The sequence below is a fragment of the Christiangramia sediminicola genome, from assembly GCF_031344135.1.
GTDB lineage: Bacteria > Bacteroidota > Bacteroidia > Flavobacteriales > Flavobacteriaceae > Christiangramia > Christiangramia sediminicola.
Window position 1 is genome coordinate 21,644 of the sequence record NZ_JAVJIU010000005.1, and the last position, 15,492, is coordinate 37,135.

Sequence of the window (15,492 nt, forward strand, 5' to 3'; positions counted from 1 at the left end):
GGCTTTTATGATTTAAATCTCACGAGTGATTGTAAACGGCTAAATAACCGAAAAATTATGTCTGATTATAATTTTTATCGAATTTAATGACCTCTTGTCTGTAGAGTGCAATAAATTCCATTAATTTGAGTTATATTCAATAACCCCTAATGTAATCACTATCTTAGATTTATTGAGTTTATAATGCTTAAGAAAGCTTTTTCCTGAAGAGGTTCTTTCTTAACAGGAATATTACTATATATTTGTTTATCATTAACTACTATAATGAAAAAAATTACATTCTTTTTGATCGCGGCGGTTTTGTTTGCCGATCTTTCATTGTTTGCACAGGAAAATGATAGGGATAGGGTAATTACTACAGCTGTTCCTTTTTTATTGGTTGCTGCTGATGCACGTGCAGCCGGAATGGGAGACCAGGGTGTTGCAACTTCACCCGATGTTTTTTCTCAACAATGGAACCCGGCAAAATATGCTTTTGCCAGTAGAGAAAATGGAGTGTCGGTTTCTTATACCCCTTATTTAAGTGAAATCGTAAATGATATATTCCTGGGTAGTTTGAATTACTTCCATAAGCTTGATGATCGTAGCGCTGTTGCCGCTAGTTTGAGATACTTTAGTCTAGGTTCTATTGAAACCCGCCAGGGTTTTGAAGACCTTCCTCTATTAGTAAGTCCTAACGAACTTACATTTGATGTTTCTTATTCTTTGAAGTTAAGTGAAACTTTTTCTATGGCTGTTGCCGGTAGATATTTAAGGTCTGATCTTGGTTTGCAGGATAGTGAAGATCTAGGTGCTGCTTCTACTTTTGGAGTTGATGTCGCTGCTTATTATGAAAGCGAGCAGTTAACCCTTAGCAATTTTGATGGAAGATGGAGATTAGGTGCAGCGATTTCGAATATTGGGCCTAAGATGAAATATGATGATGCAGGACAGGAGAATTTTATTCCAACCAACCTTAAATTAGGAGCTGGTTTCGATTTTATTTTTGACGCTGATAATCGTTTGGGAACTTATGTAGAGTTTAATAAATTACTGGTTCCAACACCGCAGGATTTTGATAATGATGGAGATATAGATGCTGAAGATGACGAGGAGTATAATTCTGTTGGATCTATAGAAGGAATATTTAAATCTTTTGGTGATGCACCAGATGGTTTTTCCGAAGAATTAAAAGAGCTTACCATTGCTTTAGGAGCAGAATACTGGTATAGAGAGAAATTCGCCTTGAGAGCGGGTTACTTCAATGAAAGTGAAGATAAAGGATTTAGAAGATTCTTTTCTTTAGGTGCCGGATTCGCTTATGAAAACATCATTATAGATGCTTCCTATTTATTCTCTACATCGTCTGTGCCGAGTCCATTAGAAGGAACTCTTAGATTTGGACTTAGTTTTAACTTCGGAGAGAACTATAATAACTAAAAGCTCGAAATCTTAAAACTATCTTATTACTACTTGAAACCTTTACGGTTTCTATTACCTTGTTCTTCCAATAATAATATATGAAGCCACTTACCATTACTTCGCGTTTAGAAGTTTATGAAACTATAGAAGAAATACCTCAGGATGTTCAGGATTTAATGCATCAGGCTATAGAAGTGCGGGATAATGCCTATGCGCCTTATTCAAATTTTAAAGTAGGAGCCGCCATTCTTTTAGATAATCAAGAAGTTGTTGTTGGTAGCAATCAGGAAAACGCTTCCTATCCTTCAGGACTATGTGCTGAAAGAACAGCTGTTTATGCTGCAGGTGCGAGATTTCCAAATTCAAAAATTCTAAAAATTGCTATTTCAGCTAAATCTTTAAGACATAAAGTAGTTTCTCCAGTTCCGCCATGTGGTGCTTGTAGGCAGGCTTTAGTTGAATATGAAGTGAAACAGGAAGAAGCGATCGAACTATATTTTATGGGAGAAACAGGGAAAGTTGTGAAGGCTGAATCTATAAAGGATTTACTGCCTTTGGTATTCGATAATTCCTGCCTATAAGGTTTTCGTGATTTTTGCTAGAAAACTGTTTTCGTTTCTTATCGAAAATAGTATTTTTGTTATCCGCTTGGCAAAACCAATCTGTCTGGCCTTTAAATATAAATTTTAATGAAGAAAATTACAAAAGCCACATACTTAAAGTGGTACGAGGATATGTTGTTTTGGCGCAAATTCGAGGATAAGCTTGCGCAGGTTTATATTCAACAGAAAGTTAGAGGTTTTTTACATTTATATAATGGGCAGGAGGCTATTTTGGCCGGAGCACTTCACGCAATGGACCTGGAGAAGGATCGAATGATCACTGCATACAGGAACCATGTTCAGCCTATCGGGATGGGAGTTGATCCTAAAAAGGTAATGGCAGAACTTTATGGTAAAAAGACCGGTACCTCCATGGGACTTGGTGGATCAATGCACATTTTCGCTAAAGAACAGAGGTTTTATGGAGGTCACGGGATCGTTGGAGGACAGATTCCTCTAGGAGCCGGACTTGCATTTGCAGATAAGTATCACAAAAGAGATAATGTAACTTTAACTTTCATGGGAGATGGTGCTGTAAGACAGGGATCTCTTCATGAAACACTTAACATGGCAGTGAACTGGAATCTTCCAGTTGTTTTCTGTGTTGAGAATAATGGTTACGCAATGGGAACTTCTGTTGCTCGTACTTCTAAAGATACAGAGATCTGGAAACTTGGTAATGGTTATGAAATGCCATGTGGACCGGTTGATGCGATGGATCCTGTGAAAGTTGCAGAAGCACTTGATGAAGCGATCACCAGAGCTAGAAAAGGAAACGGACCAACTTTCCTTGAGCTTAAAACTTACCGATACAGAGGTCACTCTATGAGTGATGCTCAAAAGTATCGTACTAAAGATGAGGTAGCTGAATATCAGAAACTAGATCCTATAACGAAGGTTAAGAAAGTTATTAAGGACAAGAAATACGCTACAGAAAAAGAAATAAAAGAGATCGATAAACGCGTGAAGGAAAGAGTTTCAGAATGTGAGAAATTCGCAGACGAATCTGATTTCCCAGATACAAATATCATGTACGACGTTGTTTACGAACAGGAGAACTATCCTTTCCTGGCACATAAATTAGACTAGATTATGGCAGAAGTTATCAAAATGCCACGCTTGAGCGATACCATGGAAGAAGGTACCGTTGCGAAGTGGCTGAAACAAAAAGGAGATAAAGTAGAAGAAGGAGATATTCTTGCCGAGATCGAAACCGATAAGGCTACCATGGAATTCGAATCTTTTTATGAAGGTACTTTGCTTCATATTGGAGTAAAAGAAGGAGATGGTGCGCCGGTTGATGAATTACTTGCCATAATTGGAGAAGAAGGAGAAGATATTTCTGATCTTATCAATGGAGGAGGAAGTGATGACTCTTCAGATAAGAAAGACGAGAAAAAAGATGATAAATCTGAAGAAAAGGATTCAAATGATGAATCTGATTCTGACGAAGAAAATGATGATGACGATTCAGGTTCAGATGTGCCTGAAGGAGTAGAGATCATTAAAATGCCTCGTTTAAGTGATACCATGGAAGAAGGAACCGTGGCTGCATGGCTTAAACAGGAAGGTGATAAAGTAGAAGAAGGAGATATTCTTGCCGAGATCGAAACCGATAAAGCGACTATGGAATTCGAATCATTCTACGAAGGAACTTTATTAAAGATCGGTATTCAGGAAGGTGAGTCTGCGAAAGTAGATAGCCTTTTAGCTATTATTGGTCCTGAAGGTACAGACGTTTCTAAAATCGATACTTCCGGAGGCGCTAAGAAAAAGGCTAAAAAGTCTGAATCTAAATCTGAAGATTCTAAAGAAGAGGAAAAAGAAGAATCGAAAGATTCAAAAGAATCTAAATCTCAATCTGAAACTAAAGATGTAGGAAGAATCTTTGCTTCACCTTTAGCTAAGAAAATGGCTGAAGATAAAGGCATCGATCTTTCTAATGTCAAAGGTTCAGGTGAGAATGGAAGAATTGTAAAGAAAGATATAGAGAACTTCAAGGAATCTGACAAACCTGCTAAAGCAGAAGCTAAGAAGGAGTCTGCAGAGCAAACTACAGCTGCAGCACAGCCTTACGTTCCAGCGGGGGAAGAAAGCTTTGAAGATCGCAAGAATTCTCAAATGCGTAAAGTAATTGCTAAGCGTCTTGGGGAATCTAAATTTACTGCTCCTCACTACTATTTAACTATAGAAGTAAATATGGAGAATGCGATGAATTCCAGAAAACATATCAACGAAATGCCAGATGTGAAGGTATCATTCAATGACATGGTGATCAAAGCATCTGCGATGGCTCTAAGAAAACATCCACAGGTAAATAGCCAGTGGACAGGGGATACTACTAAAATCGCCAAGCATATTCATATGGGTGTTGCGGTTGCCGTAGATGAAGGTCTTGTAGTGCCGGTACTTAAGTTTGCAGATCAGATGTCGCTAACTCAAATTGGCGGTAATGTGAAAGATCTTGCAGGAAAGGCAAGAAATAAAAAAATACAGCCTGCTGAAATGGAAGGAAGTACTTTTACAGTTTCAAACCTTGGAATGTTTGGAATTGTTGAATTTACGAGTATCATCAACCAGCCAAATTCAGCGATCCTTTCAGTAGGAACTATCGTAGAGAAACCGGTAGTTAAAAATGGAGAGATTGTAGTTGGAAATACTATGAAACTGACCCTCGCTTGTGACCACCGTACTGTAGATGGCGCAACTGGAGCCGCTTTCCTTCAAACATTGAAAACATATCTTGAAAATCCAGTAACGATGCTGGCTTAATTTCAGATTGTAATAAATTTTAAGAATCCCGCCTAATCGCGGGATTTTTTTATCTTTAGCGGTATGAGAAAAATTAAAATATTCAATAGAATCAACGGAATGCTCCTAGTGATGTTTTCCGTTCTTGCTTGTTCCGGTCAGAACTCTAGTACTACTGAATCGGAATCAGTTAAAATAGTTGTATCAAAAGAAGAAGTTCGCGAGGACCTTACCTATCTTTCTTCAGATGAATTGATGGGTAGAAAAACAGGTACTGAAGGTATCGAAGATGCTGCGAAATTCATTGAAGAGAAATTCAAGGAATTTGGTGTGAAGCCTTATTTTGAAACTTACCGTGATAACTTCATGGTGAACGATGTCCAGGGTTTTAATATTCTTGGTGTAGTAGAAGGATCAGATCCGGAATTAAAAAATGAATATATCATTATTGGGGCTCATTACGATCATATAGGGACCGCGAAAGAAGTTGAGGGCGATACGATTGCCAACGGAGCGAATGATAATGCCGCCGGAACTGTAGGAGTAATCCATCTGGCAAAACATTTTTCAAAAAATTCAGATAATAAAAGAAGTATCATTTTTGCTCTGTTTTCAGGAGAGGAGATGGGATTGAGAGGTTCTAAACATTTAGCTGAAAAATTAAAAGCTGATGGTCTTGATCTTTATGTGATGTTTAACCTGGAGATGATTGGAGTGCCAATGAAGGCTAAGGATTATCAGGCATATTTAACCGGTTTTGAAAAATCAAACCTTGCTGAAAAGTTCAATACGTATTCCGAAGGTGATAAAGTTCTTGGATTTTTACCTCAGGCACAGCAAATGAGTCTTTTCCAGAGAAGCGATAATTATCCTTTTTTCCAGGAGTTCAATGTGCCTTCTCAAACAGTAAGTACTTTCGATTTTTCTAATTATCCATATTATCACCATGTAGATGATGAATCTCAGTTTTTGGATCCGGATTTCATGGCTTCCTTAATTGAAGACCTGATACCTGGATTGTCTAAAATGGCAAATACGGCTGAGAAAGAAATAAAAATGAAAGATTAATGAAGAGAATTGTAATTACGGGAACTAGTCGTGGAATTGGTTTTGAACTGGTGAAAACCCTTTCTAAAATGGGTCATCAGATTCTGGCACTTTCAAGGAATGAAAAGCCTGTAAAGGAATTAAAATTAGAGAACGTTCACACGTTCTCTTTTGATATAACAAGTGATGATAGTCTTAATGAGGCTGTCAATTATATTTCTGAAAACTGGGATTCTAAGGTAGATGTTCTTATTAATAATGCTGGTGCACTTTTGAATAAGCCATTTAAAGATTCAGGTTACGAGGATTTTTTAAAAGTTTACCAGGTTAACGTTTTTGGTGTTGCTGAGGTGACCAGAAAATTGCTTCCATTTATGGAAGATACATCGCATGTCCTAAATATTAGCAGTATGGGTGGAATTCAGGGAAGCATGAAGTTTCCGGGACTAGCTGCATACAGTTCAAGCAAAGGAGCTCTTTTAACTCTAACAGAGCTGCTTGCTGAAGAGTATAAGGAAAACGGGCCATCTTTTAATGCGCTTGCTCTTGGTGCTGTACAAACCGAAATGTTGGAAGAAGCATTCCCGGGATATAAAGCGCCGGTGACAGCTGAAGATATGGCGGCCTACATCGCAGATTTTAGTCTGAACGGACAGAAATTCTATAATGGTAAAATAATGCAGGTGTCTAACAGTACACCATAATTCATGAAGGAAATCCTTGCTAAATATTTGCCGGCAAATGCGGTAGAACCTGTTTCAGAACTCATCAAAATGAATAGTGTTCATTTAAAGATCGTTAATGAAAGAGTAACAAGGCATGGAGATTACAGAAGAAGGCCAAACGGAACACAGCAAATTACTATTAATGCAAACCTAAATAAATACAGGTTTTTGATAACGAGTGTTCATGAAATTGCACATTTAATCGCATTTGAAAAATATGGCAGGGAGATCAAACCTCACGGCAATGAATGGAAGCATTGTTTTAGAAGCCTGATGTTACCATTTATAAGACCTGAGATCTTTCCAAACGCATTGCTTCCGGTAATCGCCAATCATTTTAGAAATCCGAAAGCTAGTAGTGACACAGATGCAGCTTTATCTGTTGCGTTAAAAAGTTTTGATCCGGAAAATGATAAAAGCTATATTTTTGAAATTCCATCGGGAAGTATATTCAAGATCCATAACGGTAAAACTTTTAAAAAAGGTCCCAGGAAAGTGAAAAGATATGAATGCCTGGAAATGGATACAGGAAAAATTTATTTATTTCAACCAAATGCAGAAGTGCATTTAATCAAGGTTTAATATTATGACGGGGAGTAAGAAAGATAATTATTACGCTATTTTGATGGCTGGTGGAGTTGGATCAAGATTCTGGCCAGCAAGCAAAGCGTCAAATCCCAAGCAATTCATAGATATTCTTGGAGCAGGCGAAACCTTGTTTCAAACAACTTTCAAGCGTTTGTCTAAGATTATTCCTTCGGAAAATATTTACGTGCTTACCAACGCGAGATATGTAGATATGGTCAAGGAGCAGGTTCCTCAGATAAAGGAAGATCAAATAGTTCCTGAACCGGAAATGAGAAATACAGCGCCAAGTATTCTGCTTGGAGCTTTAAAGATCTATAAGAAGAATCCAAAAGCATTGACCGTGGTTGCGCCAAGTGATCACTGGATCAAGGAAGAAGATGAATTCATAAGTGCGCTTCAGCAAGCTTTTGATAGTGTTGAGAATGAAGATAGGTTAGTGACTTTAGGAATTGAACCAACGGAGCCAAATACTGGTTATGGTTATATAAAATATGATAAGGAGAATAAGGAGGACCTGAAAAAGGTTGACGCATTCACCGAAAAGCCTGGAAAGAAAAAAGCCGAGCAGTTTATTGAGGCCGGTAATTATGCCTGGAATGCAGGAATCTTTATATGGAGTGCAAAATTCATTATCGAGAATTTCAAAGAACACCTGCCAGATTCCTATAAGGTTTTGAATAAAGGAGAATCTATTTGGAATACCAAGGATGAAAAACAATTCCTTGAAGAGAACTATAAACTAGCCGCTAATATTTCCATTGACTACGGAATCATGGAAAAGTCAGATTCTGTTTATGTGATCCCGGTGAGCTTTGACTGGAGTGATCTTGGAACCTGGTCATCGGTGAAGACAGAATTACCTTCAGATGATGAAGAAAATACGGCTATTAACTGCAGGTTGCTCTCGGAAGATTCAGAAAATAATATCGTGTCTACAATTGATAAAAAGATTGTAGTTTTAAAGGGACTTTCAGATTATATCGTAGTGGAAGATAAGGATATTCTTATGATCGTTCCCAAATCTGAAGAACAGGAAATAAAACAATTACGGGAGAAGGTGATGAAGGATTTTGGAGAAGATCTAGGATAAAAATGGAAAATTCAGAAAATAAGCAACATAGCTTAAAAAATTCCGGGAAAGAAAATCTTCGGGAAGATGCAAAGGAGATACAAAAAAAGGCGAGGAACTTTCTTAGCCGACTTCTAGACATTCGCGAAGATACCGATAGAGAATCTACCGTTGAAGCAGTTCAAAAAGATATCTCATTCAAGGGGCATAATGCGTGGATCCTTATATTTTCCATTTTCGTAGCTTCTATCGGGCTTAATGTGAGTAGTACGGCTGTTGTTATTGGTGCCATGCTTATTTCTCCTCTTATGGGACCTATTGTTGGAATTGGGATGGCTGTAGCTATTAATGATGTTGATACCCTTAAGCGATCTTTCGTAAACCTGGGAATAATGGTAGGACTTAGCGTGTTAACTGCTACTATTTACTTTTTTATTTCGCCTGTTAAAAATGAAACTCCTGAACTAGTCGCCAGAACTTATCCAACAATTCTTGATGTTTTAGTTGCGATATTTGGTGGGCTTGCCCTTATTGTAGCAAAAACTAAAAAGGGAACAATTGCCAGTGTGATCCTGGGGGTTGCCATCGCCACTGCTCTTATGCCGCCATTATGTACTGTAGGTTATGGTATTGCGAATGCACGATGGGAATTTTCTCTTGGTGCTCTCTATTTATTTTCGATCAACGCTGTTTTTATTGCTCTTTCCACTTTTGTGGTTTCAAAACTTTTAGGCTTTCCATTGGTGAAATATGCCAATAGTAAAAGGAGAAAGCGTATTGCTCAAATTGCCTCAACTGTGGCAATCATTGTAATGATCCCAAGTGTGATCTTATTTGTAAAATTGCTAAGACAGCAGGTTTTTGAAAGTAAATCAGTAGAGTTTATCGAAAACACTGTGAGATACACTGGGGCTGAAACGTTAAAATCTACCAGTGATTATAAAGAGAAGAGAATAGACGTTTATATGATTGGTAATACAATTCCAATGGCTACAATTTCAACCTGGCAAGAGAGCCTTGGTGATATCGAGGCTTTAAAGGAAGCCGAATTAGTCGTACACCAGGGGAATGATCAAAGTCAGGATTTGAATCAATTATCTACTGAAGTAAGAAGTGGTATTCTGGAAGATCTGTATGTGAAAAACCAGGAAGCTTTACAGAATAAGGATAGACGAATTGAATTACTGGAAACAGAATTATCCAAATATCGTGGCGATAATTTTTCTTTCGCTAACTTGAGTAAGGAAGCGAAGATCAATTATGAGGGTATTGAAGAAATTGGCTATTCAAATCTTATAACAACCAACTTTCAAAAGACTGATACCATTCCAACTTTTACTGTGATCTGGAATGATAAGATCAGGAATAGTGAATTGACCTCGCAGCAGGAGAAATTTGCGAACTGGATGCGAGTAAGATTAGATCTTGATACGCTCGCGATAAAAAACGTTAGGTAGTTTACAGTCCTTTGAGTTGAGCTTCTCTAACTTTCTGGAATAGGTTTGAAGAATAAACAAAATCGGTTACTGTCTTTTCATCAGTTTTAAAGATCTCGTCTTTGGTTCCTTTCCAGGCTAGTTTACCATCTTTCAAGAAGGCAATTCGTTCTCCAATTTCCAGAACCGAGTTCATATCATGTGTGATCAATACTGTAGTAATATCGTTCTCGTGGGTGATCTCCTGAATTAAATTATCAATTACGGTAGCAGTTTGAGGATCCAGCCCCGAATTAGGTTCATCACAAAAAAGATATTTAGGCTTGTTCACGATCGCACGGGCGATTGCCACCCTTTTCTGCATTCCACCACTAATTTCAGAAGGCATTTTATCTTCAGAACCCTCAAGATTTACCCTTTTCAGAACCTCATGAACACGTTCAAGCATTTCCTTCCTACGCTGCTTAGTGAACATTCTTAACGGGAACATTACGTTTTCCTCGACGGTCATGGAATCAAATAATGCTCCTCCCTGGAAAAGCATCCCCATTTCGGTTCTTAGCTCTCTTTGTTCTTCATCTGAAAAACTAGAATAAGGCTTTCCGTCATATTCAATGGTACCTTTATCGGCTTTGAAAAGACCAAGCATACATTTCAAAAATACACTCTTACCAGAACCAGACTGACCAATAATTAGGTTTGTCTTTCCTCTCTCAAAAGTATAATCGATGCCTTTAAGTACTTCCTGATTATTAAATCCTTTATGTAAGTTTTTTACCTGTATCATTCGTTAGCTTAATAGAAGTTGAGTAACAAAATAGTTGGTGATAATTAGAACCACACTAGTCCACACGAAGGAAGTGGTAGATGCTTCACCAACTTCCAGGGCACCACCTTTCATGTAATAACCATGGTAGGCGGGAACCGTTGCTAATATGAATGAGAAAAGAAATGTCTTTATAAAAGCGTACGTCAAATGAAATCCATTGAAATCATCCTGAAGACCGGTTAAAAACTGGTCAGAAGTTACGAAACCACCAAAAACAGCTGCGCAATATGCTCCGGCAATTCCAAGGAACATTGAAATTGCTATCACGAAGGGATACGTAAGCATGGCAGTGATCTTCGGAAAGATCAAATAATTTTTAGAATTTATTCCCATTACTTCCAGTGCGTCAATCTGTTCAGTAACCCTCATAGAACCAATACTGGAGGTGATAAAAGATCCAACTTTACCTGCCATAATTATAGAAATAAAGGTTGGAGCGAATTCAAGGATCACAGATTGTCTCGCAGCATAGGCTACAAGCGATTTTGGAATAAGTGGATTGTTAAGGTTTAGTGCCGTTTGAATTGCAACTACCGCCCCGATGAAGAACGAAAGAAATGCAACAATTCCCAGTGAGCCCATGATAAGCTCATTAATCTCTTTAAAAATAAGATTTCTGAGAACCGAACCCTTGGTCATTCGGCCAAAAACTCCTTTAAGCATTAAAAAATATTCCCCAATGGAGTGCAGGTAGGTCATTAATTGAATTTTGAAAAGCTAAAATACTAAAATTATGCTCTAAAGTATTTAACGCTTAATTAAACTTTAGCGTTTCAAGTTTAGTATTTTTGAGGCCTATTTAAAAACTTAACTTAATGAGACGGTATTTATTAGCATTCATTATGCTACTTGGTTTGTCACCATTAAAGGCTCAGATCACTAATGAGAAGCCAAAACTGGTTGTTGGAATTGTTGTAGACCAGATGAGGTATGATTATCTAACTCGTTTCTGGGATCAGTTTGGGGAAGACGGATTCAAGAGAATGGTGAATAAAGGATATAATTTTAAAAATAACCATTTTAATTACGTTCCAACCTATACCGGTCCTGGCCATGCTTCAGTTTTTACTGGTACAACTCCGGAATATCATGGGATTATAAGCAATAGTTGGTTCGATAAGTTCGAAAACGATACGGTTTACTGTGCTTCAGATAATACAGTCACTCCTGTTGGGACCGAAGATAGGGCAGGGAAGATGTCTCCTTGGAGAATGAAATCTACCACTTTTGGAGATGAGAATCGTTTACATACTCAAATGAGAGGTAAGACCATCGGTATAGCTTTGAAAGACAGAGGAGCTATTTTACCTGCCGGACATACTGCCAATGCGGCTTACTGGTTTCATGGTAGAGATGAAGCAAAATGGATCACTAGTTCTTTCTACATGAAAGAATTACCAGAATGGGTCAAAGAATTCAATAATTCCGGGAAAGCTAAAAGTTATTTGAAAACCTGGAATACGCTAAGAGATATAAAAACTTATACTGAAAGTGGTGTAGACGAAAATGAATTTGAATTCGGATATCAGGGTAAAGAAAAAGCGACTTTTCCCTATGATTTAAAATCTCTTGCTGCTGAAAATGGAAATTTCGAGTTAATTAAAGCAACTCCCTATGGAAATGATCTCACTGCTGAATTTGCCAAGGCTGCAATTGAAGGAGAATCTTTGGGTCAGGATGAGGTAACCGATGTTTTGACGCTTAGTTTTTCAAGTACAGATTATGTTGGTCATAACTTCGGAGTTAATTCAAAGGAAGTAGAGGATACCTATATAAGGCTTGATATCGCTATTGGAGATTTTCTGAAATATCTGGATGAAACCGTTGGTGCTGGTGAATACACTGTTTTTCTTACTGCAGATCATGGTGGTGTTGATGTTCCTTCTTATTTAAAAACCAGAAAAATTCCTTCTGGATATTTCAATGATGTAGATGAAAATGAAAAGATCGAAAAGTTCGTAGCTGATGAGTTTGAAGTTGAAAACCTGATCAAGAATATATCAAATACACAGATCTTTTTCGATTATGATGTACTAAAGGAAGAAAAGCTTAATGCGCAAGAGGTGGGGCAAAAATTAGCTCATTACCTTCTTCAGCAAAAGAATATTTCAAGAGTTTATACCAGATCTCAATTGCAATCGGGAACATTTACTAAAGGAATAAGTTCACTTATTCAGAATGGTTTCAATCAGGAGCGCAGCGGAGATGTAGTATTTGTATTGGATCCCGGTTATATTATCTATCCAGATAAGGGGACAACCCACGGTTCAGGATTTATTTACGATACTCATGTACCCTTGATCTTCTTCGGAAAAGGAATAAAACATGGAAGTACTGTGGAGAAGTCTGTAATTCCTGATATCGCACCTACAATTTCTGCTATGTTAGGGAATTCTTTTCCTGACGCTTCAACAGGACGACCTCTAAAAGAAGTGCTGGAAGATTAAGCGATCTTCTTTCGAATATTCGCCCAGCGTAATTTTCTTATAAAACGACCTTCTTCTTCTGAAACGAGAAAAGGTCGTTTTTTGTTTTGTGCCTGAAAATATCCGGATACGTAATGAAGAAAGGCGAAAGGGTTCATCTTCATTGCGGCAAGCTTAGCAGAAGCGATAAGGCTCAAAAATATCCCATAACGCAGCCTGTAGAATGCTTCTCCTTGCTTCCTGCCGGAATGCTCGAAGTAATTCATTCCTGTAGGTCTTAAATGCTTTACTAGCAATGATTCATCTGTAACCACTTTCCAGCCATGAAAACGAGCCAGTAATTCATCTGCGGTATCCCAACCCATAGCGGGTTTTAGTTCTCCAATCTGTATAAAACAATGTTTTCTATAGGCTTTCAAAGCGCCTCGAATGTGATCTTTCCCGGTAAGATTTTCAGGAATCCATTTATCTTTTCGTTGGACGCTACAAAATCCGCCGGCCATTCCTGCAAGGGAATCGTTTTCGAAATGTTGAACTATTTTTTCCAGATAATTTTCAGGAAAAATAAGATCGGCATCAAATTTACAAATAACGTCAAAGCTGTCATCCAGCTCATAAAAACCTTTATAAAAGGCGTTGATCACTTTGCTTCCCGGAGCATGTTCAGTGGAAGAATTGTTCCTGATCAATTTTATAAAGGAATGCTCAACGGCGAATTTTTCAACAATCGAAGCGGTATCATCAGTAGAACTATCGTCTACAACTATGAGCTTATCAGGCTTCAGACTTTGATCTGCCAGTGATTGCAGGGTTTTGCCTATAAAGTTAGCTTCATTATGTGCGGGTATAACAATATAGATCTTCAAGGACTGGAAATTACTGTGAATTGCTAAGATAGAATTTTAGGATAGAAGCCTACTTTTTTTCAGCATAAACCGCATAATAGCGAGGAGTGAATTTTCTTAAGATAGGTCTTATTCCAATCTTTTTGACGGGATTTGTCCATTTGAGAGTTTTCTTGATCTCCCATCCACTCTTTTCAAAAATCCAGTCGAATTGCCAGTCTTCAAATTCATGATAATGCCTGTCCCATTTATCGGTTTTGCTTCTATAAGCAGGAGAAAACCATAATTTAAGAGGAACACTTGCGATGATCTTATCTGCCTTAATTTCCTTCATTATATTATAAGGAGCAAGCAGATGTTCAAAGATTTCAAATGCTGTCACCAGATCGTAATGATCATTTTTTACAGCTTCAAAATTATCGTCTAGATCTTCGCCTGTAGTATTGGTTACTTCGTATCCATTCTGGATCATGATCTCAGAAAATGGATTTTTTACTCCTAGATCCAGAACTCTGGCGGGAGGAGGAACCTGTTCTTTTAAAAATTCAAGGGTTTTTTGGTAGCGCTTTTCGGGAAAAGTATTCTCGTACATTTTAGATCTGGTAAGTGATCGCATTAATGTTCATCCCAGCGCCAACACTGGCGAAAAGAACAATATCTCCTTTTTCGAGTTTTTGATTATCAATTTTTCCTCGCTGAACCAGGTCAAAAAGAGTAGGCACGGTAGCAACACTACTATTCCCTAATTCGTGAATGGTCATTGGCATAACATCCTCTGGCGGAGTCATCCCGTGGAGCTTGTAAAATCTTTGAATGATCGCATGATCCATCTTTTCATTAGCCTGATGAATAAAAATCTTCTTCAGGTCTGTAATGGTTTTACCACTATTTTCAAGACATTCTTTCATTGCTCTAGGCACATTTACTAAGGCAAATTCGTAGATCTTTCTACCGTGCATCTTGATGTACCTTATATCTTCAGGAGCTGTATTGTGATTTGACTTTCCGAAGTAGATATAATCTGACTCCTGAAAGGAATACGTGGCAGATTCATGAGATAAAATTCCTGAATCCTCATCAGAAGCTTCGAGAATAACTGCTCCGGCACCATCTGAAAAGATCATGGAGTCACGGTCATGTTTATCAACTACCCTTGAAAGCGCTTCCGCACCAATAATAAGACATTTCTTAGCGATACCGGCATTGATAAAAGCTTTCGCCTGGATCATACCTTCTATCCATCCCGGACATCCAAAAAGAAGATCGTATCCCACACACTTAGGATTTTTAATTCTAAGATGAGATTTTACTCTGGTCGCTAAACTCGGTACCGTATCACTCTGAATGGAATTAGATTTTACATCACCATAATTATGAGCTACAATAATGTAATCCAGAGTTTCAGGATCTATGCCTGAACTTTCTATAGCTTTCTGGCTGGCAATAACAGCAATATCTGAAGTATTAAGATTTTCATCTAAATAGCGTCTTTCTTCAATTCCTGTAATAGCCTTGAATTTCCTGATGGTAGTTTCATTATCATGAGGAAATGTTGAGCCGTCAAGATTATAAAATTCATGTTGGTCAAAGTCAGCATTTTTTGTTACAACATTTGGTATATAGCTTCCCGTTCCGGTGATTTTGCAGTTCATCTGACTTTCTTATTGTTAATTTTACAATTTAAATAAATAGTATTAATACCCGCTCAAAATAGATATTTTTTTGGTCAAAAAAAACCTGCCATCAGACAGGTTTTTCTTTATAACGAAGACT

15 protein-coding genes are annotated in these 15,492 nt (G+C 37.8%); 10 read left to right on the forward strand and 5 right to left on the reverse strand.

Annotation, left to right across the window (positions count from 1 at the left end):
* Positions 1–264: 264 nt before the first annotated feature.
* From porV to RE431_RS13800, 9 genes are all read left to right on the forward strand, one after another.
* On the forward strand, positions 265–1,419 hold the full coding sequence (gene porV, locus RE431_RS13760) for a type IX secretion system outer membrane channel protein PorV (RefSeq protein WP_309562566.1): 1,155 nt from the start codon (positions 265–267) through the stop codon (positions 1,417–1,419).
* Between the two features lie 80 nt (positions 1,420–1,499).
* Positions 1,500–1,982 carry a cytidine deaminase gene (gene cdd / locus RE431_RS13765; protein ID WP_309562567.1) on the forward strand — a complete coding sequence of 161 codons (483 nt, stop codon included), beginning with the start codon at positions 1,500–1,502 and terminating at the stop codon, positions 1,980–1,982.
* A 108-nt stretch (positions 1,983–2,090) separates the two neighbouring features.
* The gene (gene pdhA, locus RE431_RS13770) at positions 2,091–3,092 is read left to right on the forward strand and encodes a pyruvate dehydrogenase (acetyl-transferring) E1 component subunit alpha (protein WP_309562568.1); all 1,002 of its coding nucleotides are present in this window, start codon (positions 2,091–2,093) and stop codon (positions 3,090–3,092) included.
* Positions 3,093–3,095: 3 nt separating this feature from the next.
* Positions 3,096–4,775: a pyruvate dehydrogenase complex dihydrolipoamide acetyltransferase gene (locus RE431_RS13775; RefSeq protein WP_309562569.1), complete on the forward strand. Its 1,680-nt coding sequence runs from the start codon at positions 3,096–3,098 to the stop codon at positions 4,773–4,775.
* A gap of 63 nt (positions 4,776–4,838) precedes the next feature.
* Positions 4,839–5,822, forward strand: a complete 984-nt coding sequence (locus tag RE431_RS13780) for a M20/M25/M40 family metallo-hydrolase (protein ID WP_309562570.1) — start codon at positions 4,839–4,841, stop codon at positions 5,820–5,822.
* Positions 5,822–6,505 carry an SDR family NAD(P)-dependent oxidoreductase gene (locus RE431_RS13785; RefSeq protein WP_309562571.1) on the forward strand — a complete coding sequence of 228 codons (684 nt, stop codon included), beginning with the start codon at positions 5,822–5,824 and terminating at the stop codon, positions 6,503–6,505. The genes RE431_RS13780 and RE431_RS13785 overlap by 1 nt, the downstream gene beginning before the upstream one ends.
* A gap of 3 nt (positions 6,506–6,508) precedes the next feature.
* A complete protein-coding gene (locus RE431_RS13790; RefSeq protein ID WP_309562572.1) occupies positions 6,509–7,108 on the forward strand; it encodes a SprT-like domain-containing protein in 600 nt (199 codons plus the stop codon).
* Positions 7,109–7,112: 4 nt separating this feature from the next.
* Positions 7,113–8,204: a mannose-1-phosphate guanylyltransferase gene (locus tag RE431_RS13795; protein WP_309562573.1), complete on the forward strand. Its 1,092-nt coding sequence runs from the start codon at positions 7,113–7,115 to the stop codon at positions 8,202–8,204.
* A 2-nt stretch (positions 8,205–8,206) separates the two neighbouring features.
* On the forward strand, positions 8,207–9,640 hold the full coding sequence (locus RE431_RS13800; protein WP_309562574.1) for a DUF389 domain-containing protein: 1,434 nt from the start codon (positions 8,207–8,209) through the stop codon (positions 9,638–9,640).
* A gap of 1 nt (position 9,641) precedes the next feature.
* Here the strand turns inward: RE431_RS13800 and RE431_RS13805 are convergent, their stop codons facing one another.
* The gene (locus tag RE431_RS13805; protein WP_309562575.1) at positions 9,642–10,406 is read right to left on the reverse strand and encodes an ABC transporter ATP-binding protein; all 765 of its coding nucleotides are present in this window, start codon (positions 10,404–10,406) and stop codon (positions 9,642–9,644) included.
* Between the two features lie 3 nt (positions 10,407–10,409).
* On the reverse strand, positions 10,410–11,147 hold the full coding sequence (locus RE431_RS13810; RefSeq protein ID WP_309562576.1) for an MlaE family ABC transporter permease: 738 nt from the start codon (positions 11,145–11,147) through the stop codon (positions 10,410–10,412).
* A gap of 116 nt (positions 11,148–11,263) precedes the next feature.
* On the opposite strand from RE431_RS13810, the gene pafA reads away from it, so the two are divergent.
* The gene (gene pafA / locus RE431_RS13815) at positions 11,264–12,895 is read left to right on the forward strand and encodes an alkaline phosphatase PafA (RefSeq protein ID WP_309562577.1); all 1,632 of its coding nucleotides are present in this window, start codon (positions 11,264–11,266) and stop codon (positions 12,893–12,895) included.
* On the opposite strand, the gene RE431_RS13820 is transcribed toward pafA, so the two are convergent.
* The 3 genes from RE431_RS13820 to RE431_RS13830 are packed head-to-tail and all read right to left on the reverse strand — an operon-like array spanning position 12,892 to position 15,371.
* Positions 12,892–13,740, reverse strand: a complete 849-nt coding sequence (locus RE431_RS13820) for a glycosyltransferase family 2 protein (RefSeq protein ID WP_309562578.1) — start codon at positions 13,738–13,740, stop codon at positions 12,892–12,894. The genes pafA and RE431_RS13820 overlap by 4 nt on opposite strands.
* 49 nt (positions 13,741–13,789) lie before the next feature.
* Complete coding sequence (locus RE431_RS13825; RefSeq protein WP_309562700.1) at positions 13,790–14,311, reverse strand: methyltransferase domain-containing protein; 522 nt, start codon at positions 14,309–14,311, stop codon at positions 13,790–13,792.
* A gap of 1 nt (position 14,312) precedes the next feature.
* On the reverse strand, positions 14,313–15,371 hold the full coding sequence (locus RE431_RS13830; RefSeq protein WP_309562579.1) for a 3-oxoacyl-ACP synthase III family protein: 1,059 nt from the start codon (positions 15,369–15,371) through the stop codon (positions 14,313–14,315).
* Between the last annotated feature and the right edge of the window lie 121 nt (positions 15,372–15,492).

Coding starts and splice junctions, on each gene's coding strand:
- porV (WP_309562566.1), top strand. CDS start 265: ATGAAAAAAATTACATTCTTTTTGATCGCGGCGGTTTTGTTTGCCGAT.
- cdd (WP_309562567.1), top strand. CDS start 1,500: ATGAAGCCACTTACCATTACTTCGCGTTTAGAAGTTTATGAAACTATA.
- pdhA (WP_309562568.1), top strand. CDS start 2,091: ATGAAGAAAATTACAAAAGCCACATACTTAAAGTGGTACGAGGATATG.
- RE431_RS13775 (WP_309562569.1), top strand. CDS start 3,096: ATGGCAGAAGTTATCAAAATGCCACGCTTGAGCGATACCATGGAAGAA.
- RE431_RS13780 (WP_309562570.1), top strand. CDS start 4,839: ATGAGAAAAATTAAAATATTCAATAGAATCAACGGAATGCTCCTAGTG.
- RE431_RS13785 (WP_309562571.1), top strand. CDS start 5,822: ATGAAGAGAATTGTAATTACGGGAACTAGTCGTGGAATTGGTTTTGAA.
- RE431_RS13790 (WP_309562572.1), top strand. CDS start 6,509: ATGAAGGAAATCCTTGCTAAATATTTGCCGGCAAATGCGGTAGAACCT.
- RE431_RS13795 (WP_309562573.1), top strand. CDS start 7,113: ATGACGGGGAGTAAGAAAGATAATTATTACGCTATTTTGATGGCTGGT.
- RE431_RS13800 (WP_309562574.1), top strand. CDS start 8,207: ATGGAAAATTCAGAAAATAAGCAACATAGCTTAAAAAATTCCGGGAAA.
- RE431_RS13805 (WP_309562575.1), bottom strand. CDS start 10,406: ATGATACAGGTAAAAAACTTACATAAAGGATTTAATAATCAGGAAGTA.
- RE431_RS13810 (WP_309562576.1), bottom strand. CDS start 11,147: ATGACCTACCTGCACTCCATTGGGGAATATTTTTTAATGCTTAAAGGA.
- pafA (WP_309562577.1), top strand. CDS start 11,264: ATGAGACGGTATTTATTAGCATTCATTATGCTACTTGGTTTGTCACCA.
- RE431_RS13825 (WP_309562700.1), bottom strand. CDS start 14,311: ATGTACGAGAATACTTTTCCCGAAAAGCGCTACCAAAAAACCCTTGAA.
- RE431_RS13830 (WP_309562579.1), bottom strand. CDS start 15,371: ATGAACTGCAAAATCACCGGAACGGGAAGCTATATACCAAATGTTGTA.